Annotated in this window: 21 protein-coding genes and 6 tRNA genes; 7 read left to right on the forward strand and 20 right to left on the reverse strand. The window is 48.8% G+C overall.

The genetic code is table 11. From position 1 onward, the window contains the following. Positions 1-13: 13 nt before the first annotated feature. From PHF27_RS06750 to PHF27_RS06790, 9 genes are all read right to left on the reverse strand, one after another. Positions 14-1,642: a lactate permease LctP family transporter gene (locus tag PHF27_RS06750; protein ID WP_300067562.1), complete on the reverse strand. Its 1,629-nt coding sequence runs from the start codon at positions 1,640-1,642 to the stop codon at positions 14-16. A gap of 406 nt (positions 1,643-2,048) precedes the next feature. Beyond that, on the reverse strand, positions 2,049-2,528 hold the full coding sequence (locus tag PHF27_RS06755; protein ID WP_300067564.1) for an AsnC family transcriptional regulator: 480 nt from the start codon (positions 2,526-2,528) through the stop codon (positions 2,049-2,051). An 18-nt stretch (positions 2,529-2,546) separates the two neighbouring features. After that, positions 2,547-2,996, reverse strand: coding sequence for an AsnC family transcriptional regulator (locus PHF27_RS06760; RefSeq protein WP_300067566.1), 450 nt, complete (start codon positions 2,994-2,996; stop codon positions 2,547-2,549). An 82-nt stretch (positions 2,997-3,078) separates the two neighbouring features. Beyond that, complete coding sequence (gene yihA, locus PHF27_RS06765) at positions 3,079-3,702, reverse strand: ribosome biogenesis GTP-binding protein YihA/YsxC (RefSeq protein WP_300067568.1); 624 nt, start codon at positions 3,700-3,702, stop codon at positions 3,079-3,081. 2 nt (positions 3,703-3,704) lie between these two features. Continuing rightward, entirely contained in the window at positions 3,705-6,032 is a 2,328-nt protein-coding gene (gene lon, locus PHF27_RS06770) for an endopeptidase La (RefSeq protein WP_300067570.1), read from the reverse strand. Between the two features lie 83 nt (positions 6,033-6,115). Further along, entirely contained in the window at positions 6,116-7,384 is a 1,269-nt protein-coding gene (gene clpX, locus PHF27_RS06775) for an ATP-dependent Clp protease ATP-binding subunit ClpX (RefSeq protein WP_300067572.1), read from the reverse strand. 12 nt (positions 7,385-7,396) lie between these two features. Next, a complete protein-coding gene (gene clpP, locus PHF27_RS06780) occupies positions 7,397-8,002 on the reverse strand; it encodes an ATP-dependent Clp endopeptidase proteolytic subunit ClpP (protein WP_300067574.1) in 606 nt (201 codons plus the stop codon). 87 nt (positions 8,003-8,089) lie between these two features. Further along, entirely contained in the window at positions 8,090-9,379 is a 1,290-nt protein-coding gene (gene tig / locus PHF27_RS06785; RefSeq protein WP_300067576.1) for a trigger factor, read from the reverse strand. A 147-nt stretch (positions 9,380-9,526) separates the two neighbouring features. Further along, a tRNA-Gly gene (locus PHF27_RS06790) sits at positions 9,527-9,601 on the reverse strand. 311 nt (positions 9,602-9,912) lie between these two features. Here PHF27_RS06790 and PHF27_RS06795 point away from each other — a divergent pair. The 4 genes from PHF27_RS06795 (at position 9,913) to PHF27_RS06810 (ending at position 10,257) form a co-directional block, all read left to right on the forward strand. Further along, positions 9,913-9,988: transfer RNA gene (locus PHF27_RS06795), tRNA-His, on the forward strand. Between the two features lie 15 nt (positions 9,989-10,003). After that, positions 10,004-10,079 (forward strand) — tRNA-Gln (locus PHF27_RS06800). Between the two features lie 4 nt (positions 10,080-10,083). Continuing rightward, positions 10,084-10,159, forward strand: a tRNA-Lys gene (locus tag PHF27_RS06805). Between the two features lie 14 nt (positions 10,160-10,173). Beyond that, positions 10,174-10,257: transfer RNA gene (locus tag PHF27_RS06810), tRNA-Leu, on the forward strand. A gap of 65 nt (positions 10,258-10,322) precedes the next feature. On the opposite strand, the gene PHF27_RS06815 is transcribed toward PHF27_RS06810, so the two are convergent. From PHF27_RS06815 to PHF27_RS06850, 8 genes are all read right to left on the reverse strand, one after another. Beyond that, entirely contained in the window at positions 10,323-11,399 is a 1,077-nt protein-coding gene (locus PHF27_RS06815) for a hypothetical protein (RefSeq protein ID WP_300067578.1), read from the reverse strand. Between the two features lie 156 nt (positions 11,400-11,555). Next, positions 11,556-11,632: transfer RNA gene (locus tag PHF27_RS06820), tRNA-Arg, on the reverse strand. Between the two features lie 46 nt (positions 11,633-11,678). After that, complete coding sequence (locus PHF27_RS06825) at positions 11,679-12,422, reverse strand: ABC transporter permease (RefSeq protein WP_300067580.1); 744 nt, start codon at positions 12,420-12,422, stop codon at positions 11,679-11,681. After that, on the reverse strand, positions 12,419-13,258 hold the full coding sequence (locus PHF27_RS06830) for an ABC transporter ATP-binding protein (RefSeq protein WP_300067582.1): 840 nt from the start codon (positions 13,256-13,258) through the stop codon (positions 12,419-12,421). The genes PHF27_RS06825 and PHF27_RS06830 overlap by 4 nt, the downstream gene beginning before the upstream one ends. Before the next feature lie 2 nt (positions 13,259-13,260). Then, positions 13,261-13,455 (reverse strand): CooT family nickel-binding protein, encoded by a 195-nt coding sequence (locus PHF27_RS06835; protein ID WP_300067584.1) that lies wholly within the window; start codon positions 13,453-13,455, stop codon positions 13,261-13,263. Then, entirely contained in the window at positions 13,448-13,873 is a 426-nt protein-coding gene (locus PHF27_RS06840) for a DUF3842 family protein (RefSeq protein ID WP_300067585.1), read from the reverse strand. Before PHF27_RS06840 ends, PHF27_RS06835 begins: the two co-directional genes overlap by 8 nt. A gap of 89 nt (positions 13,874-13,962) precedes the next feature. Further along, positions 13,963-14,130 (reverse strand): hypothetical protein, encoded by a 168-nt coding sequence (locus PHF27_RS06845; RefSeq protein WP_300067587.1) that lies wholly within the window; start codon positions 14,128-14,130, stop codon positions 13,963-13,965. 113 nt (positions 14,131-14,243) lie between these two features. Then, a complete protein-coding gene (locus tag PHF27_RS06850) occupies positions 14,244-15,377 on the reverse strand; it encodes a DUF362 domain-containing protein (protein ID WP_300067589.1) in 1,134 nt (377 codons plus the stop codon). Between the two features lie 193 nt (positions 15,378-15,570). On the opposite strand from PHF27_RS06850, the gene PHF27_RS06855 reads away from it, so the two are divergent. Together PHF27_RS06855 and PHF27_RS06860 are read left to right on the forward strand one after the other, a co-directional pair. Beyond that, the gene (locus PHF27_RS06855; protein ID WP_300067591.1) at positions 15,571-16,617 is read left to right on the forward strand and encodes a PocR ligand-binding domain-containing protein; all 1,047 of its coding nucleotides are present in this window, start codon (positions 15,571-15,573) and stop codon (positions 16,615-16,617) included. A 31-nt stretch (positions 16,618-16,648) separates the two neighbouring features. Beyond that, positions 16,649-17,101 carry a chemotaxis protein CheW gene (locus PHF27_RS06860; protein WP_300067593.1) on the forward strand — a complete coding sequence of 151 codons (453 nt, stop codon included), beginning with the start codon at positions 16,649-16,651 and terminating at the stop codon, positions 17,099-17,101. Positions 17,102-17,206: 105 nt separating this feature from the next. Here PHF27_RS06860 and larA read toward each other — a convergent pair whose 3' ends face one another. Beyond that, positions 17,207-18,481 (reverse strand): nickel-dependent lactate racemase, encoded by a 1,275-nt coding sequence (gene larA, locus PHF27_RS06865; protein WP_300067595.1) that lies wholly within the window; start codon positions 18,479-18,481, stop codon positions 17,207-17,209. 336 nt (positions 18,482-18,817) lie between these two features. Here larA and PHF27_RS06870 point away from each other — a divergent pair, with 336 nt between their 5' ends. Next, positions 18,818-19,363: a hypothetical protein gene (locus tag PHF27_RS06870; RefSeq protein ID WP_300067597.1), complete on the forward strand. Its 546-nt coding sequence runs from the start codon at positions 18,818-18,820 to the stop codon at positions 19,361-19,363. Between the two features lie 71 nt (positions 19,364-19,434). Here the strand turns inward: PHF27_RS06870 and PHF27_RS06875 are convergent, their stop codons facing one another. Next, complete coding sequence (locus tag PHF27_RS06875; protein WP_300067598.1) at positions 19,435-20,769, reverse strand: MFS transporter; 1,335 nt, start codon at positions 20,767-20,769, stop codon at positions 19,435-19,437. A gap of 224 nt (positions 20,770-20,993) precedes the next feature. Continuing rightward, positions 20,994-22,532, reverse strand: a complete 1,539-nt coding sequence (locus PHF27_RS06880) for a 5'-nucleotidase C-terminal domain-containing protein (protein ID WP_300067600.1) — start codon at positions 22,530-22,532, stop codon at positions 20,994-20,996. Between the last annotated feature and the right edge of the window lie 273 nt (positions 22,533-22,805).

Consider the following 22,805-nt stretch of genomic DNA (forward strand, 5'->3'; position numbering starts at 1 on the left):
CGAAAATTACTGCTTAGTGCGGAATCATCCAGGACAAGAAATATGCCTGAGCATAAGTCATGATACAAACAATGATACACAACACGAAGGAGTGCATAACCGTAAAGTTAAACAAATCGCCTTCCTTGCCTACCAAACCGGTAGCAGCCGTAGCAACAGCAATGGACTGAGGCGAGATCATTTTACCGGTTACACCGCCTGAAGAGTTGGCCGCAACCGTCAAAACGGGATCAACGCCAACCTGCTGCGCCGTAACAGCCTGCAGGTTGCCAAAGAGAGCATTAGCCGAAGTATCAGAGCCTGTCAGGAACACGCCCAACCAGCCCAATACCGGTGCAAAGAAGGGGAACAAGCTGCCCGTGCCTGCCAAGAACAGACCCATGGTAGCGCTCATGCCAGAGAAGTTCATGATATAAGCCAAGCCTAAAACGCAAGGAATGGTAATCAAGGGCTTTTTCAACTGGCTGAAAGTACGGCCCAAGATAGAGAAATAACGGCTCGGTCCAACGCCCAGAACCATGGAGGAGAAAATACTTGCGAAAAGCAACGCCGTACCGGCGGCGCTCAACCAGTTGACTTTGAAGATAACGTCCATAGCTTTGGGGCTCTTCGCAATCGGAGCCACCTGGATAATGGCTTTATGCAAGCCAGGAACCAGCCATTTCAAGGTTACAGTGTCAAGCATGGACGCAACCGGCTTCAGACCCCAAAGAATAACCATAACCGTCAGGATGATGAACGGAGACCAAGCTTTGATTACGGCAGCAGTAGAATCAGTTCCCTTAACCTGCAGCGTAGGAGCTTTTTCGTTTTCAAAGCGCCAGATCGTAGCAGGCTTCCACACCCGCAGGAACAGAGCCAGCGAAATGATCGCAGCCAAGGAGGACAAGATGTCGGGCAGTTCTGGTCCGAGGTAGTTCGAGGAGAACCACTGCAAACCAGCGAAGGAAACACCAGCCACCAAGCAAGCCGGCAGAACTTCCATGCAGGATTTCCAGCCAGCCATCAAGGTAACCAGCCAAATCGGAATAATGACGGAAAGGAAAGGCAGCTGACGGCCTACCATGGCGCTGATTTGCATGGTATCTACGCCAGAAACCTGACCAGCAACGATAATCGGAATACCAATACCGCCGAAAGCAACCGGAGCCGTATTGGCAATCAAGCACAGACCAGCGGCATACAGCGGGTTGAAGCCCAGACCCACCAACATGCCGGCGGAAATGGCAACAGGCGTACCGAAACCGGCAGCACCTTCAAGGAACGCGCCGAAAGCGAAGGCAACCAAGAGGGCCTGCAGACGACGGTCATCCGTAATAGCGGCAATCGAGTTCTTAACGATCTCGAATTGTCCCGTTTCTACTGTAATATTGTAAATAAAAATAGCCATAATAACGATCCAGAAAATTGGGAAGATACCGTAAAGAGCGCCCACGCCAGTAACCGACAAGGCCATGCCAGCAGGCATCTTATAGGCGAGAATCGCAATCAACACCGCCGAAGTTACAGCAACGGCGCCAGCGATGTGACCAGGAGTACGACGAATCGCCAGCATGTAGAAAATAATAATCATCGGAATAGCAGCTACTAACGAGGATAATGCCAAACTGCCCATGGGATCATACATTTGGGTCCATGTCATGTGTAGTCAACTTCCTTTCTCTAAACAGATAATGTTGTAAAAAAGCTTCGTCTTTTAGGAAAAATTGTGTTACCGCTTTGCTTCCTGCACCGTCAGCTGGAAAGAAGTTGCCCCGAGGAAAGGAGCTGTACGGCGCGCGCATAGGGTCTTCATCACCTCCCGTAAAAAATTCCCACTCCAAGTTGTATCTCATCTTTCGCACATTGAGCCTGCTAATGCGGTTTCAATGTCGCAATTTGCTTGCGAGCGAAAGCCTGATACCTTGCATTACAGAAAAAAACTGTATATCTAGTAATTAAGACGAAAAATGCACTATTTTAAGAAAATTTAATGTAAAAAAAGAGTAAGAATAAAGCCTGCTCCCTTTAGAAAGTCCTCTTCCTTCGGGGAAGCAGGCACCTTGCTCTTAAACTGATTCGTGTTCGGCGAAATAACGCATGCTGGTCTTTTTCCACTCACGTGTGCTAAAGAGCATCGTATAGTTTCTTTCCTCTGCCTGCTCTGCAAGTTCCGCCGCTAAGGCGCAACATGCTTCCCGCGATTGGGAATGAAGCATGACGTAGAAATTATAAGGCCATTGCGGTGCGTTCTTCCTGGCGTAACAGTGTGTTACTGCCGGATGCGCCGCCATGATACTCCCTACTTGAGCCAAGCGCTCTTCTTCAACAATCCAGGCGCAAAGCGCATTGGCCGTATAACCAACTTCGCGGTGCCGAAGCACAGCGCCCATTTTACGAATACAGCCTCTTTGCTTCTGCTTTTGCAGACGCGTTAGCAGTTCTTCCTCGGAAATACCAATCCGCCCCGCCAATTCTCGATAAGGCTCCGGCACAAGAGGAAATTCATCCTGCATGGCTATGACAATTTTTCGATCAATTAGATCCATTTGCGGGCTTCCTCCACCTTACAACGTAAATTGCACGCTTACTTTATATTTTTCCGTAGCCGGCAGGCTCAGTACTTCTTCTACACCGGCCAAGGCGCGAATTGCTTCCAAAATACGAGTTTCCTCCGCTAAGCTCGGAGAAATAAGTGCAAACCAGAGGTTGTATTCCCCTTCGCGCTCATAATTGTGCGTTACGCCTGCATAGGCATTGATGGCCCTGGCTACTGCATCCATTTGCACCGGCTGTACTTTAACCGCCACCAGCGTACTAACATACCCCAATTGGCGGGAGTCAAAAAACGCGCCTACGCGTCGCAGATAACCGTGGGTCTTCAGATAGAGCAATCGCTCCAGTACCGTCTGTTCCTGGCATTGCAACCGCTCCGCCAAGACTTGAAAAGGCCGGCTTGCCAAAGGCAGGTCGGTCTGAAGAATATTCAACAGCTTTTTATCAAACTCTGTCAGCATGTCTTCTCCATTCAATTTCAAAACCAGACCAATATGCAAATATATAAGTCATCTTTGAAATCTATTTTTCATGTGTTTTATTTTACAAAATAAGCTTAATTAAGTCAAGCAATTCTTGCCGACCTTGACCATTTTGCGCCGAATAAGCCATCACTTCGGCTATTCCTTGCGTTTGCAATGATTTTCTCGCATTTGCTACCGCAGAGGCCACCTGATTCTTGCTAATCTTGTCTGCCTTCGTTAAAATCAGCTGTAACGGCAGTCCTTTGTCCGCCAAGCGTCGAAACATTTCTATGTCGCTGGGCATGGGGGCATGACGAATATCAACCAATAGGCAAACCAAGCGCAAATAGGGCGACTGAGTAAAATAGTCTGCAATAAAGCGACTCCAGATTTTACGTTTTTCCTGACCCGTTTTTGCATAGCCATAGCCAGGCAAGTCCACCAAATGGAAGGGGAGGCGCTCCTCCCCTTCCCTCATAAGCACTTTAAAAAAATTAATAGTTTGCGTTTTTCCCGGTGTGCCGCTAGTCCTGGCTAAGCCGCGATGGCGGCACACCGAATTAATTAACGATGACTTACCGACATTAGAGCGACCAATAAAAGCTACCTCCGGCAGCGCCTCTTCGGGAAACTGGTCGCGCCGAACCGCCGAAGCGACATACTGCGCCTGTATAATGTCCAACCGTTCTTTTTCTGAACTCATTCCTATTTCACCAATGCCTCTTTCAACACTTCATCCATGTGTTCTACTTCTACAAAACGAAGCTCCTTGCGGATGTCCGCCGGAATGTCTTCTAAATCACGACGATTTTCTTTAGGAAGAATAATTGTACGAATGCCCAAGCGATGAGCTGCCAGAACCTTTTCCTTAACGCCTCCTACAGGCAGCACCCGTCCCCGCAGCGTAATCTCGCCAGTCATCGCCAAGTCGCCCCTCACCGCACGTCCTGTCAAAGCCGAGATCACAGCGGTAGCCATGGTGATTCCTGCCGAAGGACCATCTTTGGGAATGGCGCCCTCTGGCAAATGAATATGCAAGTCTTTTTTGGCATGAAACTCTTCGTCAATACCAAGTTCCTCGACCTTAGAGCGAATGTAGCTGACGCCAGCCTGAGCCGATTCCCGCATGACCTCGCCCAATTTACCGGTTAACAGCAAAGCGCCTTTGCCGTTAAGCACAGAAACCTCTACAGGCAGTACATCACCGCCTACTTCCGTCCAAGCCAAGCCAGTACTGACGCCGATTTGATTCTTCTTCTCTGCTGGCGATTGACGGAAGCGTGGAATCCCCATATAGGTTTCCAAATTTTTCTCTGTCACCCGGATGCTTTTTTTCTTGTTTTGCACAATCTGCCTCGCTGCCTTGCGGCATAGGGTGGCAATGGTCCGTTCCAGGCCACGTACACCGGCTTCACGAGTGTATTCCCGAATCAAGCGCACCAATACCTTCTCCGGCACATTCAGTTTACTGGGCTTCAACCCATTTTCCTTCAGCTGTTTCGACAAAAGGTACTGCTTGGCAATTTCCAGTTTTTCCTCTTCTGTATACCCGGCCAGATGAATGACCTCCATACGGTCTAAAAGCGGCCGGGGAATGCTGTGCAGCACATTGGCAGTCACCATCCAAAGCACCTTCGACAAGTCAAAAGGAAGCTCCACATAATGGTCGCTAAAGGTGTTGTTCTGTTCTGGATCCAGCACCTCCAGCAGCGCTGAAGACGGATCTCCACGGAAGTCGGCGTTCATCTTGTCGATTTCATCGAGCAAAAATACCGGATTCTTGCTGCCCGCTGTACGCATTCCCTGAATAATCCTGCCAGGCAACGCCCCGACATAGGTGCGCCGATGCCCGCGAATCTCCGCTTCATCCCGAACACCGCCCAGGGAAATACGGACAAACTTCCGTCCCAACGAGCGCGCTACAGAGCGAGCCAAGGAGGTTTTACCCACGCCAGGCGGGCCCACCAGACAAAGGATCGGTCCTTTCATACTTTCCGTCAGTTGACGCACGGAAAGATATTCCAAAATACGCTCTTTAACCTTTTCCAGACCGTAATGATCCTCATTCAAGATGGTTTCCGCCGCCGTAATATCCAATAAGTCTTCTGTTTCTTCCTTCCAAGGAAGCACCAGCACCCAATCTAGATAGTTGCGCAAAACCGCCGTTTCCGCCGTCATAGAAGGCATTTTTTCCAACCGGTCAATCTCTTTGGCGATTTTATCCGCTGTTTCCTTGGGCAGCTCCAACGCCGCCAAGCGCCGCCGGTATTCCTCCACCTCGGCCATACGCTCATCCTTGTCACCGAGCTCTTTTTGGATGGCCTTCATCTGTTCGCGCAGATAGTATTCTTTCTGCGTCTTTTCCATTTGCTTGCGCACTTGACCGCTGATCTTCTTTTCTAACTCAAGAATTTCCAATTCTCTGGCTAAAATATCGCAAAGCTTTTCCAGTCGTTCTTCCACGTCCAGCGCTTCCAAAAGCATTTGCTTATCTTCTAATTTCAATGTCAGATGGCTGGCAATCAAGTCCGCTAACCGCCCGCTTTCGTTAATGGATAAAACAGAGACAAGAGTTTCCGGCGGAATTTTCTTGCTCAATTTAGCCCACTTTTCAAAAGCCTCTACCATGTTTCGCTTATAAGCTTCCACGGCGGGCGTCGCTTGTACATCCTCTACGGCTTCGCTGACTTCTACTTGGAAAAAATCTTCCGTGTCCAGGTACGACTCAATGCGAGCTCGCCGCAAACCTTCTACAAGCACACGAATCGTGCCGCCAGGAAGCTTCAATAATTGCTTAATCTCCGCCACCGTGCCGCAACGATAGATTTCTTCGGGCGTCGGCGTGTCAATCTGCGCATCCATCTGGGTCGCCAAAACGATCTGACGCTCCGCAAGCATCGCCGCCTCAAGGGCCTTGACCGACTTTTCACGGCCCACATCCAAATGGATGATCATATAAGGAAAAACCAAAATGCCCCGCAACGGCAGCAAGGGCAAGGTACGTTTTGCGTTAAAAATTTCTGCATTGTTCATTTACTACGTCCTCCTTTACGAGGATTCTTTTTCCAAATCACATTATCAAGAAAGCCGGCAGGGTGCACCCTACCGGCTTTAGCTCATGCCGACTCTTCTTTTTTGCCGCGCCCCTTTTTTTCTTTTTCCTTGCTCAACAAGGGGTCAGCTTGGTGGAGAACCGCTTCTTGCGTCACCGTGCATTTGCTAATCTCACTGTTTGAAGGAACCTCATACATGACATTACGCATAATGCTTTCGATGATAGCGCGCAACCCGCGAGCTCCGGTATTGCGCTTAAGCGCTTCTTTGGCGATGGCCTGCAGCGCATCCGGTTGGAATTCCAGCTGCACCTCGTCCATCTCCAAGAACTTCTGATACTGCTTCACCAGCGCATTTTTGGGCTCTACCAAAATGCGCATCAGCGCTTCTTCATCCAGCGCATCCAGCGTGACAATCACCGGCAGGCGGCCGATAAATTCCGGAATCAAACCAAATTTCAGCAAATCTTCCGGTAAAATCTTCCGCAACAATTCACCGATGTTTTCCTCGTGCTTGCTCTTGATCTCTGCGCCGAAGCCCATAGATTTTTGGCCTACGCGACCGCTGATAAGCTTATCGACGCCGCTGAAAGCTCCGCCGCAGATAAAGAGAATATTCGTCGTATCAATCTGGATAAACTCCTGATGCGGATGCTTGCGTCCCCCCTGAGGCGGCACGCTGGCAACCGTTCCCTCCAGAATTTTCAAGAGCGCCTGTTGCACGCCCTCGCCAGATACGTCGCGGGTAATGGACGGGTTTTCGGATTTGCGGGCGATTTTATCGATTTCATCGATATAAATAATCCCTTTTTCCGCCCGTTCCACATCATAATCCGCAGCCTGAATCAGCTTAAGCAGAATGTTTTCCACATCCTCGCCAACATAGCCTGCTTCGGTCAATGAGGTAGCGTCCGCAACCGCAAAAGGTACATTCAAAATCTTCGCTAGAGTCTGCGCCAAGAGAGTCTTGCCGCTGCCGGTAGGTCCCACCATGACGATATTGGATTTTTGCAATTCCACCTCGTCCTTGCGCGCTCCGTAGTTGATGCGTTTATAGTGGTTGTACACAGCCACGGCCAAGGTCTTTTTAGCATCCTCTTGCCCAATGACGTATTGATCCAAAATATCCTTGATCTGCTTGGGTTTAGGAAGCGACGTAAGCTCTACTTCTACTTCTTCTCCCAACTCTTCTTCGATGATTTCATTGCATAATTCAATGCATTCATCACAAATATAGACGCCAGGACCTGCTACCAGCTTGCGCACCTGCTCTTGCAGCTTGCCGCAAAAAGAACATTTCAGTTGGCTTTTATCGTCTCCGAATTTCAACATAGTTTCACTCTCCTATTCCGGAGTCTTCGGATTTCGTTCATCCCGCCGAATCACGGAATCAATAATGCCATACTCTAACGCCTGTTCGCTGGACATGAAGTAATCCCGTTCCGTATCTTGGCAGACCCGTTCCAATGGCTGGCCGGTATGCGAAGCCAAAATGCCGTTCAGAGTCTCCTTCATCCGTAAAATCTCTTTGGCCTGAATCTCAATATCTGTTGCCTGCCCCTGTGCGCCGCCAAGAGGCTGATGAATCATAACCCGCGCATACGGCAAAGCGTACCGTTTCCCTTTAGCGCCTGCAGTTAAAAGCAACGCGCCCATGGAAGCGGCCGAGCCGATGCAAATGGTCGATACATCCGGCTTGATATACTGCATGGTATCGTAAATAGCCATGCCAGCCGTTACCACGCCGCCGGGGCTGTTGATATAAAGATGGATGTCTTTATCCGGATCTTCCGATTCCAAAAACAAAAGCTGGGCAATGACCAGATTGGCCACATGATCGTCAATGGGACCGCCCAAAAAAACAATACGATCTTTTAAAAGTCTCGAATAAATGTCATAGGAACGTTCTCCACGGCTGGATTGTTCCACAACGATCGGCACATAGCTCATGTTTTCACACCTCTCTGTATGGTAGTGAAACTGTTGCCGAAAATCGACAACAGTTTCTAGTTAAATTAGATAGTATTACACAGCCCTTTATGCTTTTTCTACGGTATCCAAAATCAACTGAGTTGCTTTTTTACGCAGAATGGACTGCAAGAATGCACCGGTATAGCCCTGCTTTTGGATGATTTTGGCCACATCTTTAACTTTGCTGCCATAAGCGGAAGCCATAGTAACCATTTCCGCTTCCAAATCTTCCGGAGCCGCTTCAATATTTTCCGCCTTCACGATGGCTTCTAAGACCATATCGCCTTTTACCGCTTCGGTAGCCGGCTCGCGATACTGCTCTTTCAATGCCGCCATGTCCATTTTGGAGAAAGCCAAGTACTGCTCCAAACGCATACCCCGACTTTGCAAGTTGATGTCCAGATCATTGATCATGTTATCAATGCGCTGCTCCACCATTACTTCCGGCAAGTCCACTGTTGCATTCGAAACAGCCAGTTTAATCGCCGTAGTCCGGAACTCGGTTTCCGCACGGGTAGCGGCCGTTTGTTCCAATTTGTTGCGCACGTCGGCCCGCAGTTCATCCAGCGTAGCAAATACGCTGGCGTCTTTGGCGAACTCGTCGTCAAGAGCCGGCAGTTCTTTGCGCTTAATGTCCTGAATGGTAACTTCAAACACAGCTTCTTTGCCAGCCAGCGCTTCTGCATGATACTCTTCCGGGAAGGTTACATTGACTTTACGCTCTTCGCCGGCTTTAGCGCCGACCAATTGCTCCTCAAAGCCGGGAATAAAGGAACCGGAGCCGATTTCCAGCGGATATGCTTTACCTTCGCCGCCTTCAAAGGCTTCTCCTGCCACAAAACCTTTAAAATCAATAATGGCAAAATCACCGTTGGCCAATTCAGCGCCTTCAGCAACAACCATTTTAGCCTGCCGCTCCCGCATGGACTGCAGTTGTTTTTCAACTTCTTCGTCGGACACTTCCGTCGAAGGAGCCTCGACCTTCAGGTTTTTGTATTCGCCCAAAGTTACTTCCGGTTTTACCGTGACCGTTGCTTTAAACACCAGCGGCTGATCTTCCGCCAAAGTTACAACTTCCACTTCCGGGCGAGTTACGGGATCTAATTCCTGCTCATCCAGCGCCTGGCCGTACGCCTTGCCAGCCATCAACTCAAACGCTTCGTTTAAAATGGCTTCTTTACCAATGCGCTGCTCTAAAATCTTACGCGGCACTTTGCCTTTACGAAAGCCAGGAATGCTTACTTGGTTCGCCAACTGGCGGCAGGCTTGGTCAATGGCTTTAGCCACCTCTGCCTGAGGTACTTCAATTTCCAGAGTCATTTTATGGTTGTCGAGCTTTTCCGCAGTTACTTTCATGAATGCCGAATCCTCCCTGATGATAGACTTCATGGCGCAGCCAAAAACGGGCATGCGCATGTCATGCATAATATGTTATCACACACCCAGGGGAAAAACAAGAAACAGACGCAAAAAAACCAGCAGTTCCCTGCTGGTTTGATTTTCTGGAGCGGAAGACGAGATTCGAACTCGCGACCCTCGCCTTGGCAAGGCGATGCTCTACCACTGAGCCACTTCCGCATTTATGCTGCCGCTGTCCTCAGCAACGTATATGATTATATACCATTTGCACCAGCAGTGTCAACCGTTTAAGCGCATTTAATTTCCCTTCCTTAATAATAATAAAAAACATCTTCTTTGCAGAAAAACTAATTCCCGCAAATTTTTCAAAAAGTGACCCCATCCCCTTCCAACTTAGCAGCCTCCGTACGCTTCGCACCGCAAAACAACTGCGTTCGCACCCTCTTATACCAAGATAATAACGTTTTACAAAATGGCCCTTGACATCTCCTCCCTTCCTAGTCTATAATAAATCACGTCGCAAAGACATGGTGGCTATGGTGAAGTGGTTAACACGGCGGATTGTGGCTCCGTTATTCGAGGGTTCGAACCCCTCTAGTCACCCCATTAATTTCATACTGTTGGGGCGTAGCCAAGTCGGTAAGGCACCGGACTTTGACTCCGGTATGCGTTGGTTCGAGTCCAGCCGCCCCAGCCATTATGACCCACTAGCTCAGTCGGTAGAGCACCTGACTTTTAATCAGGGTGTCGTTGGTTCGAGTCCAACGTGGGTCACCATTTTTTATTTTCTCGCGGGCGTGGCGGAATGGCAGACGCGGCAGACTTAGGATCTGTTGCCGTAAGGTGTGGAGGTTCAAGTCCTCTCGCCCGCACCATTTTATAAGGTAATTCAAAAGGACAGCAAGCATTTATGCACTTGCTGTCCTTTTTTTATTGTTTTTTACACTATCAAATCAATCTGCTTGACCATGCCGACCTGACCATTTTCTTTAAGAAAGACGCTGCTCGTCCGCATCTGCCCCTGGGCATTGCCTGCAGCATCCTTCATGGAAAATTCGGTCGATACATTCCCTAAATAAATAGCGCCCACTCCAGCTTGGCCCAACGCCAGAAGCTGATCCTGGCCATTAGCGTCTTTCGTCCAAATCCGCAGCTTATTGTAAATCGAATCATTTTCATCAATCCATTGATTGCCGTCACTATCATATGCAGCCAATTCGGAAAAGCCCTGACCTGTCGAAGGCCCGAACAATTCGCTGCCGTCCGTCGCCTTGCCGTCATTATTCTTATCCAGCATCAAAAAGCCGCTGCCTGACGCTAAAAAAGGAATTTCTTCCGCTGAACCGTCGTTATCTAAGTCAAAATTAACTTTTTGCCCGGAAAATTTAGCAAAAGGTTCGCCAAATTCAATCACCAACGGATCAATGGCCGCATCCCCCGCCTTGAGACTAAGGTGCTCGCTCTGATATAATTCTCGGCTCATGTTCATTTGCATATCAAAGCGAATTTCCCGACCATCTGCGGTTTTGACAAGGCCCTGCGCCTGAAAGGATACTTGTTCCGCTTCATAGTGTTCCCGACTGTAGTCGTAACGAACGCCCCAGCCAACGCGCTGCGGACCCGCCTGCACGGCGCTGCCGCTGCCGCCTCCTGCAACATTCAGTTGCAGGCTCACCTGCGTTGTCATCGCCCGACGCGTCTCTTTATCAAGCTGCGGCATGACAAACTTAAACTTCTTCCCTGTTAACGCCTCCATAAAGCGTTGCAGCATTTCCAGTTTACGCTTGTTCTCATCGCTCATTTCAAAGGGATCTGTCACTTCTTTCGCAGCCTCGGTTCCCGTCGCCTTCTGCTGCAGTTCCTTGGCCAGCGCCGATACATCTACTTTGACTGCGTCCGTTCCCGCCTTAGCCCCCTGTTTGCCGTCCACCCAGACTTCCAGAGTCTCTTGCTCCTGGGTTTTGCTCACCGCTGTGTGCTGACTGCTCAGCTTCACTGTCGATTCGGTAATTTTCATAGCATCATCCTCCTTGATGAATCCGCGACAGAATCATTCCGTCTTCCCATCCCTACAATAATGATATCGCATTTTCCATATTGTTCCTTTATCGATTACGTAATCTAGAAATAAAAAAAGCTTTGCGAATTTATCGCAAAGCTTTACTAATCATAATGGTGACCCCGGCAGGATTCGAACCTGCGACCTTTTGATTCGTAGTCAAACGCTCTATCCAGCTGAGCTACGGAGTCATCTGCGTAAGTAAGTATATCCCACTAAAGCCGTCCTGTCAAGTTTCTAACAGCGACGAAGTTTTTCAAGCGCCCTCACGCCCCAGACGGAAAAAGCCACGCCATAAAGCAACAACACTGCAAGCGAAACAAAAGGAATTTCTCCGCCCCCAGCCAACTGGCGAAGGGACTGGCTGGCGTGGGTCAGCGGCAACAGCTCCACTACCCAGGCTGCCGCCTGAGGCAAGCGGTCCGGGGAAAAAAAGGTACCGCACAAAAAAGACATAGGTAATAATATGTACGTACTGAAGTTGGCCATATCCTCATGCGAGTCAATAAGCAAGGCCGCTACAACGCCTAAAGCCGCAAACAAAAAGCAATTGCAAAATAGAAACAGTACAAACCAGCCGTCCAAATTCAGCACAGCGCCAAACAGCCAGGCCAATAACAAAATCACCAGCGAAGATAACATACCGCGGACTACGCCGCCCAAAATCTTGCCTACAACAAAAGAAACGGAAGAAATAGGCGCAATCAGATATTCTTCCAATGTCTTATGGTACAAGCGGCTCATATTAAGCGGCGAGCCTACGGAGCTAAAGCTGATATTCATGGAATTCAGCGCCAAGATGCCCGGTACAATATAGTCCAAATAACTGCCGCCGCTCCAGGACATAGAACGGCCCAAACCCCAGCCAAAAGCGACCAGGTACAAAATCGGCGTTACCATGCGCGATAAAATAAACTTAGCCAGGCGGCGGTGCAATACAAGCCAGTCTCGCCAAAATACAGTCCATACATCTTCGATCATACACTCACCCTGCGTCCCGTCATTTCTACAAATACATCCTCCAGATTAGACTGCCGTAACACCGCGTCCCCCGCAAGCTGCGCCGCAAAAGCCGCCGCTTCGCTGCGTTCGGAAAAGAACCGGCTTTCCAGCCCCTCTTCTCCCGGCCACTCAACAACAAAAGGGCCCACGCGCTGACACAATACCGCAGGTGTTTCTAAAGCAATAAGCCGTCCCTTATCCAGAATCCCCACACGATGGCACAGATGCTCCGCTTCTTCAATATAATGGGTTGTCAGCAGTACTGTAACCCCGTCTTTATTCAGGCGGCGAATCAAGTCCCACAAACGACGCCTCACTTGCGGATCCAGCCCCACCGTAGGCTCATCCAAAAACAATATTTTCGGCTCATGCAACAACGCCCGTGCAATCATCACCCGTCTCTTCATGCCTCCCGACAAACTCTGAATCCGTTCCTTGCGACGATCCTGCAGCTCCACATACTCCAACAACATACTCATGCGCTGCAACAAAAGAGAGCGCTCCATGTGATGCAAGCGCCCGTGCAATTCCAGATTTTCTTCCACCGTCAAGTCCACATCCAGGTTAAAGTGCTGCGGCACAACGCCGATCAGCTTTTTAATCTGCGCATCCTCACTGCCTAAACGAAAGCCATGAACCAACACTTCGCCGGAGCTGGCCTTGGCCAAGGTGGTCAAGATGCGAATGGTTGTCGTTTTGCCGGCGCCGTTCGGCCCTAAAAGGCCAAAAATCTCTCCTGCGGGGATGCGCAATTCCAGCCCGTCCACCGCCGTTCGAGAGCCAAATTGCTTTACTAACTGCCGAATGTCAATCATGCCTATTTCTGCACCCGTTCCAGAATGATCCGGTGGTCCACCAAATGCAATTCTTTAATCTGCGCAGCCAAGGTTTTACGTTGTCCAAAAATATTCTCTAAAAAAATTTCATTGCCTTTAGGAACAATCGTATCTACACGCTCCAACAATAGCTCTTCCTTCCCGTTCTCCAGCAAATATACATTGGCCTCACACATTTGAACCGGCCTCCTTTTTCTTTCGCAACTCATCCAATAACGCATCCACTAGATGCGGCAGCGGCTCATTTGAAGAACCCAGGACTTCCACATTTTCCCTATGTAGCGGCAACACAATTTTAGGAACTCCCGCGCTGGCAATAGCTTCCGCCATCCGCGGCGTCAATTCCCCCAACATGGCGTTCGCCAATAAAATACTTAGGGGACCGACAATCAGATCCACGCGTTCCACATTCCGCACAATGGCATTTTCACCGGTAGCGCCCTCATTGGCGCCCGCCTTCAACATAGCCGCTGTCGCCAGCGCATTAGTACCTAGCGCCAGCACGTCCATTTCTTCCCGGAACTCGCGTCGGATGCGATCCACAATGATCTTACCCATACCGCCGCCTTGCCCGTCAATGACAGCAATTCGCATACGCCCTCCCGTTCAGCCCGCTGCCCACTTTCTTTCTAGCAGCAAGGTAACTTTTTTATTTTTCGCCAGCGCATGCAAAATTCCTCTTCTTATTTTTTGGAACTCTTCCGACTCTTGCGCGATGGCCGTAACAGTCTTTGTAAAATGCGCGAAAAAGCATCACTCGCCTTTCCCTGCATCCGCCCCTCTTCATAACTTTCTTGCTGCTGCGGCAGTTCACTGCCAAGACGACTGGATACATCGACTCTTTTGATCATGTTTCCCCCTCCCAGCATTCATCTACTGACAGTCTTCGCCAGACAGCGAAGCTTAAAAGATCAATTTACTTTACTATCGTTATTCCCGTACGTCGTCTTAACCCGTTGCTTTTCTACCGCCCGCGCCATTTTTTCCAGCTTTGCCATAAGCGCAGCAACCGCCCTTTTTTCAACTGTACTGCATCAGCCGGACACAATTCCTGACAGCAGTAACAACGAATGCAACGCGCTTGGTCAATAAGGACCTTCTCTCGTATTGACATGGCGTGCGGCGGGCAGTGCGCCACACAACGTCCGCAGCGAATGCATTTAGCAGCATCCACCACTGGCCAGGCCGTCAACTCTCGCCGCGCCGCAGCCGCCAGCCAGGAAGGCACAACCTCTTCCAAATTTTCATAGGTATGGGGCGGCACAAAACCGAAAGCAAGGTCCCTCCCATCTCCCACTAACTTCAATCTCTCCAAATTCACCAAACCACGCCGTACAGCCTCCAATTCCACCGGCAGCCTGCCTCCAGCAAAGCCCATAAGGCGCCCCATGGCTGCGTCTACCGCAAACGGATTGGCGCCAGCCAGCACCACGCCGGCCTCATACGCCGCGCCATTGCGCGGCCCCTGCCCTTCCATCGCTCGCACGCCGTCTATAATCGACAAAGCCGGCCGTAAGCATTCCGCCAAATCAACCAACCACGCCGCAAAATCCGCATGCTTTTGCATGCGCAAATGATACTGCGCTTTTTCCCCTCCCACTACGGCGCCAAAAAGATTCTTTACAGCCCCTGTAATTCCAGTCAATGAGTGCGTCTTCATTTTTGCTACGGAAACAACAACGTCAACTTCCACGCAAGCCTTAGCCAACGAAAAGCCTTGCGCCATTTTTCCCGCAGCATACGACACGCGGCATGTTTCATCAAATGAAACTAATCTAGCCCCCTCTTCCCGGCACACAGCCATTATGCCGGTCTTTTCAGCCACCTTCTGCGTACTTTCAAAGGCTGGCGAATCCCCCACCAAGGGCATGCCGCCCGCTTCTTTAACCAGGCGCAACACCGCCCGCACCACTTCTGGATGAGTTGTCACCAAAAAATCTCGATGGCCGCTTTCCAGCATATTGGGCTTAACCAGCACCAGCTGTCCCGGCTTCACAAACGCCGCCATGCCGCCCGCTAAATCAACCGCGGCCCGTACGCCGCGCTCAACTTCCGCCATATCATAATTTAAGGTTTTTACAATGCTTACTTTATCCATATCTTTCAACCTCAATCATCATCTACTCGACCCTAAAAAAGTCTACCTTGATAACATTATTTTAAAATAATTATTTGAAAATTGCGAATTGATAGTTTGTAGTGTAAAATATAACAAAGGACACAATGCTTGCTCAACTTCCTTTTTTCCTGACTCTATCACCTTGGGTTTAGCCAAAAAGGAGCGATGAATTATGAAACAACACTTCAAATTGACAACGTCCGATGACTTAAACGATCTGAAAATAACAGACGTAATAGACCTCGATTTCCTTCAACGCTTCCAGGACGACTTTGCGAAAGGCGTAGGTTTAGCCAGCGTAACGGTTGATGTTAACGGCACCCCGGTTACCGATCCGAGCTCTTACACTCGCTTTTGCATGGACTATACGCATGCCACCGAATGCGGCGACAAGCGTTGCGCTGAGTCTCACCGCAAAGGCGGCGAAGAAGCAGCTCGTCTTGGAAAACCTGTCGTTTATGAATGTCATGCCGGCTTAATCGACTTTGCTGCGCCAATCATCGTAGAAGGCAGACAAATCGGCACCATTCTGGGCGGCCAAGTTTTAACGGAGTTGCCTGACGAAACAAAATATCGTCGCATTGCCCGCGAAATCGGCGTTGACGAAGAGGGTTATGTCGAAGCCGTAAAAGAAGTTCGCAAACTAACCAAAGAAAGTATCGAAGCCGCTGCTAATGTCCTTTTCATTGTTGCTAACAGCCTTTCTAAATCCGCTTATCATCAGCGAAAACTAAAAGCCCTTGCTAATGTGCTCAACGATGGTATCGCACAAATTTCAGCAACTATGGAAGAATTAGCCGCCTCGGCCTGCACTGTAAGCGAAAACCAAAGCAAATTAAATCTTGAAATCAAAAATGTAAATACCGTTACCGGCGAAATCAATCAGGTAACGACCTTAATTAAAGACATTGCCGACGAAACACGCCTCCTGGGTTTAAACGCGGCCATTGAAGCCGCCCGAGCTGGTGAAGCCGGCCTGGGTTTCGGCGTAGTCGCCCAGGAAATCAGAAAACTTTCCGCCGATTCTAAACAAACCGTTGGTAAAATCCAAGAATTTACCACTGCCATCAGCGGTTCCGTTGAAAAAACCGTAGCCATGGGACAAGAAACAGCTTTAACTTCCGAACAACAAGCCGCTGCCATCGAAGAAGTAACTGCCAGCGTCGAAGAAATTCAAAGTCTCACCGAGCAACTAAATGCCTTAGCTGATGAACGCTAGTAAAGCGCCCACTATATTAGGAGGTGAAACCATGGCTCAAATTCAACTTGTCGTTTTTGAATTAAACGGCGAAGAATATGGTGTTGACGCTTTAGCCGTAAGCGGCATACTGCGTCCTCAAAAATTCAAAATCCACAAAGTTCCTGGCTTGCCCGATGTAATTGAAGGTATGATTGACTTGCGGGGACAAATCAATTATATTTTTAATCTCGGCATTAAGCTAGGACTTAAAAAAACAGTAATTGCAGAAGAAAGCAAGTTTATTATGCTGAACATTCAAAACACGGTTGCGGGATGTATTGTAGATGAAGTAACTGACATTGTTACCATCTCGGACGAGCAAATTCAACAACAGCCAGAATTTGTGGCAAATCTCAGCAGTAAATACCTTGTAGGCATCGGAAAAATAGACGAACGTTTAATCATCATCCTGAATCCTGAAAACATCTTGTCTACCGAAGAATATGAGGCGTTAACAGGTTGAGAAACAGCTGTAAATCATGTTTCAAACCACGCTAATCTCAAAACGCCCCACTGTAAAAGGAGCTGCGGATTATTCCGCAGCTCCTTTAGTTGGTTTCTGGTTCTTCTATTTTACGATTACGGAAACGCCATCCGGAACCACAGTAATACTGGCGTCTTTGCCAACAATTTCCTCAGCCATTTTCATCGCTTCCGGAAGCGTATTGGCAACTTTCATTTTCATGTCTGTGATCATGCTGTGATCGCACTGATCGGTCACCATAATGACCGTATGGTCAATCAAGATGCGCGCCAAAATTTGGGCTTCCCATTGATCCGGCAGCGTATGCTGGGGCTCAATGGCCATAATTTCATCCATAACCGCTTGTGCGCTCTCAGCCTTTTTAAACCACTCATAGAAGTCTTCGCCGCCGTGCCCGTCGTTACAAGCTGCACAGATGATAATCACGCCGCCTTTACGGCAAGTGGCTTCTGCCGCGCTCATTCCCTTAACCGCTTGATAGATATTTTGATCCAACGGATAGCCGCCATTAGAAGTAATAGCAATATCCGCAGGTTTCGCGGCTACATTAGCCAATTCACCGGCAAATTTTGTACCTTCAGCATGCGCTTTTTCAAGATCGCCAGCAAAGGCTTTGATAATTTTTTTGTCCGCATCAATAACAACATTCAAGATAAATTGTAATTTAGCGGTTTTAGCAGCATGCAGCATGTCAATGTGAATCGGATTGCCTTCCAAATTACCGGTTCTAGCTTTGTCGCTGGCAATAAAACGGGAATTGTGATTAGCCAATACCGTTACCTTGCTTACTACGCCCGGCAAAACGCTTTTACGACCGCCCGAGAAGCCCGCAAAGAAGTGCGGCTCAATAAACCCTTCAGAAATCAGCAAGTCCGCTTCTACAGCCAATTTATTAATGACAATATCGCCGCCCGAAGGAAGCTTGCCAATATTCACCATAGCTTCCGGCTCAAAGGCATTATGAACTACTATTTTTTCTTCAGCAACGACTTTCTCCCCAAATTTGCCGATCAACTCTTCTTTGGTTGTCGGACGATGGAAGCCAGTAGCAATCAAGAAAGTAATGTCCGCCTCCGGATTACCGCTGCGAATCTCTTCAAGCATAATCGGCGCCATAATTTTACTAGGCACTGGACGAGTATGGTCGCTGGCAATGATCACAATTTTGTTTTTCCCTTTGACCAAGTCACGCAGCCTCGGAGAACCAATTGGATTCTCCAACGCTTTTTTCACCAGCTCCTGTTCGCCAGCCTCCGGTTTATAATGGTGCGCTTTAGACTCAAGCACACCAACTAATCTTGCATCATCAAATTGGGCCTCGATAAAACCCTTGCTATACGGAATTTTTACTACAGCCATGTTTTCTCCTCCCATACTTTTAAAAATTGCATTTCTCTGGTTTCCTTATTTTTTATTATAGCACTCTCCGGCGAAAATTGTTGATTTTTCAGCGATAATACATAATCTAAATTTCCCAGCAAGCCAAAAATCGCGAATCTGCCATATAACGTTAGTTATGGTTTTCCTTTCAAGCCTGTAAGAAATTGCTTTACATGGGAATCTCAGGCATCTCGATTTCCTACAAGCGACTTATGTCCATCTGCAATTCATCACATTTTTTTATTCCACATAATCTTGGCAGGATAAAATCCTCTTTCTAGGGAAGTAACAATAAAAATCCCGCGGAGGTGTGTAATGAAAAAAATATCTGTTTTGACTTTCTGCTTCTTTCTTTTGTGGGGCTGCAGTCTTTCTTTGGCCAGCATCGCTAGAGAAAGCGACGTCGACAATATTGCCTTTTCGAGTTGGCAAAAGTTTACCGACAACCATGCTACGACTTACTGTTCCTTGGTAAAATACATAGATTTAGGGGCTTCTCCTACGTTCTGGCTGCGCATGGACAGCAACCGCGGCACCTTTCAAGAGCATGCTTACTTGCAAATTGACAATAATATCTTGCAAATAAAACGTCTTGAAGCCGATACCATGTACAATCGCACAGGAACTCCGGATCCGGCCGTTCTAAGCCCCTGGCGCAGCACAATGTACGGCTTATCCTCAACAGAGCTTGATGCGTTTCGTAAATGTTCTTCCATTCGTTTAACGCTGACCTCGGCGGACGGCAAAACAAGCTCTTACAAATTATCCCCTGCTGCAGTCGCCGACTGGCAAAGAATACTAGACCTCTCCAGTTCCAGTTTGGCAACTCCGTCCACGCAAAAGCCAACTAGTGAAATTTGAATACCAAGCTCCTGCAGCAAAACTCCTGCGGTTTTCTGCAGGAGTTTTGTTTTATCCGCTTAAGCCCGGTATCAACTTCCTATCTGTTTGCCATAGGTCTCTTTAATCAAAAAGGTCGCTAATAAACCAAGCAGCAAAACCACAGCACACAGACCAAAGGCATTTTGATATGCTTCGGATGTATATATTTTTACGCCATGCTCTATGCTGCCTTGCCAAAACTGGTCCAATACCCAGCCAAAAGCCGGCTGCATGAGAGCCGCTCCAACAAAAGGAGCCGAGTTTACCACGCCAGCAGCAATCCCTGTCAGCTGCGGCGGATTCACCTCCTTGGCACATACAACAGCCACTGATACGCCGGATACGCCGATACCAAAGAAAAAACAAAGCAGGGATAACAGCCACGCAGGCATTTGCTCTCCGCCTAGCATTAAGCCAGCCAGAGCCGCCAGAAACAAAAGAGTTGTCACGATATACGGACTACGCCGCCGCCCCAAGCGGTCAGAAAAATAGCCTACAAGGGGCGCTCCTGCCATATTTCCCAGAAACATGAGCAGCACTTGATTCGCCGCTTCCACACGCGACATGTGCATTACCTGCATGAAATAAGGTACGCCCCAAATCCCGCTAAAGGTCATATAGACGCCAAAAACCGCAACCGATGCAAAAAACGGCGTCCAGGTATGCCGGTTGCGCAGCACCGTCAACAAGCCCAACTTCATCCCCGTTTGCGCGGAAGAACTTGCGACGGTACCGCCAAATTCGTGCGCTGCAAGCTCTTTCATAGAAGGAAGCCCCTCTTCTGCAGGACGATTACGAATCACAAGCCAGCAAGCGCCCGCCATAAGCACGGAATATAACGCCACCAAAAAAAACGCGGATCGCCACCCAGTTGATTCTACCAACACAGCTAACGGCGTAGCCGACAGTAAGGAACCGCCGTTTCCCACGAGCGTCAATAAGCCTAGCATGGTCGCAAATTCCCGCAGACGAAACCATTCCGCCTGCAGCTTAACCACATTAACATAAATCACGCTGACGCCCACGCTTGCTAAAAAGCGGCCAAGGTAGAGACTGTTCAGGCTTTCTGCACCGGCAATCAGCGCCGCTCCCGCCGCTGCGATGACGATTGAGGCGCTGATAACCAAACGCGGTCCATAGCGATCCGCCAGCATGCCGGAAGGCACCTGCAACACAGCATACGTATAAAAGTAAATAGACGACAACATGCCCAGCTCCGACGCCTGCGCAATGGAAAAATCCCGCATTAAACTGTCCGCAACAACGCCGGTTACAGTGCGATGAAAATAAGCAGCTAAAAAAGCCAGGGCCGCACACAGCCAAATCCATTTTCTTTTTCGCTCCAGCCGTTTTATCTGTCCTAACCATCTAGCATCTTCATTCATAATTCCGTATTACATCCTCCAACGCTTTTTTCACATCACTAACTACCTCAGCCCAGCCCCTTGATCGTTTCTGACGTCTATAAATTTATATTCCTAGCACAGATAAAAAATTCCTGCCCTAAGTACTTCTAACTATCGGCTTCCAACATGCTTCATAAATAAAAAAAAGAGGCCTGGATGTATTTTATCCAAGCCCCCTGCTCTTACCTTCTTTACAAAGTCCCTTAAGCCGCATCAGGCAGCCGCAAGCTGTCTCCCTTACGTTCGAGCAGCCGTTCATCGCCAGTAAAGTCAATCGGTTGTTGGCGCTTCATTTCGCGTAAAACGATATCACGCAAGAAGATATACGTGTCTCGTCCCTCCAAGCCTTCACGCAGCATCGTGTACCCGTCGCCGCCTGCTGCCATAAAGTCATTGGCAACCACCAAATAGTGCTTACCATCTGCAAGCTCATCGCCGCTAGCCAACCGGACTTCTTTAATACGAAATCCCTCTGGCATATCCGGATCGCAAACGACTTTTAAGCCCGAAAATTGCAGCATCCCAAAGGTCGGATTAAATAAGCCATGCTCCAGAATTTTACGGATTTCTTTCCCGCTCAGTTGTACCGTATATAGCGTGTTGTCAAAGGGAAGCGCCGCATATACCTGTCCTAGAGAAATTTCCCCTGCCGGCAGCCCCAAACGCACACCGCCTCCATTTAGAAAGGCCACATCCGCTTGCACAGAAGAACGCATGGCATCCGCCACCCACTGTCCCAATGGCGAAAAAGCATTACGGCTATGCTCCAAGGGATAAAGCGAACTACCTACCGTCTGTCCTTTTAAGGCTATAATCGGTTCCTCCTGACGGCGCACCAGTTCCTGCATGCGCGGCTCCGGCGGTGCCGGATGCGCCACCAAATCCGTCACGCTGGCAGAAAGCATCTGTACGGTTCTCGTTTTTGAATCATAGTTAAGACGTACTTTCCCCAAACCGCGGCCATAGGCTTCCGCCTGCAGCACGGCTATGCCTTTAACAAAACCAGCCACCCGCTCATGAGAATGTGCGCTTACCAGCACGTTCACTCCAGTCAGCTTAGAGGCTGCCTCTGCAGCCTCTCCAGTTATCTTGCCATCCTTATCCATATAGGAAGCCAAATGAGTCAACGCAATGACGATGGATGCACCATGTTTACGCGCCTCTTGAGCCCAAGCGTTGATCCTAACCGCAGGATCTTGAATTTCCAGACCAAATACCGCATTAGGATGACTTTTATAGAGGGTTTCCTGCGTAACCGCACCAATGACGGCAATTTTAACGCCTTGTCTTTCTAAAATAACATAGGGCTTCACAAACTCCAAAGGCATAGCCGTCTGCTTATCCACTACATTGCCGCACAAAAAAGGAAAATGCGCTTCTTTGGCCCGTTCCTGCAATACCCGCAAGCCCCAGTCAAATTCATGATTCCCCAAAGCCATGGCGTCAACTTGCATAGCATTCATCATTTCAACAACAGGACGCCCATAGAGCAAATTGGAGTCCACGCTTCCTTGCAGCATATCTCCTCCCGCCAGAAGAAGCGTTCCTTGGGGATTGTTAGCGCGTTCCTGCTCAATCGCCCCCATCAGTACCGCAGCACCAGGACGCCGCTCTTCCGGCGCCAAGGCGCCATGAAAATCGTTCACGGTCAATACATCCAACTGAATCTGCTGGGCTTGCGCTGCAACACTTCCCCAACAAACGAATAGGCATAACAAAAAAATCCGGCCCCACTGCCGCATAAAAATCCCCCTCTCCAACTTCGCTTGTATACTTCGCGTTATACTTCTGATTTCCTGCCAACACCTCTCCCTAAATCAGGTTATTATCCTAAACTATACATCTCCCGCATTTTCTATGTTCTGCATAAAAAAATGGTCTGTATTCCACATTTCTATGGATACAAACCACTTTATAAACGTCTGAAACCCTTGTTATTTCATTGGGTTCTCCTGACAGCCAATTTTCAATGGTGTCCCAGGAGAGATTCGAACTCCCGACCGACGGCTTAGAAG

The sequence above is a fragment of the Anaeromusa sp. genome (assembly GCF_028691475.1).
GTDB lineage: Bacteria > Bacillota > Negativicutes > Anaeromusales > Anaeromusaceae > Anaeromusa.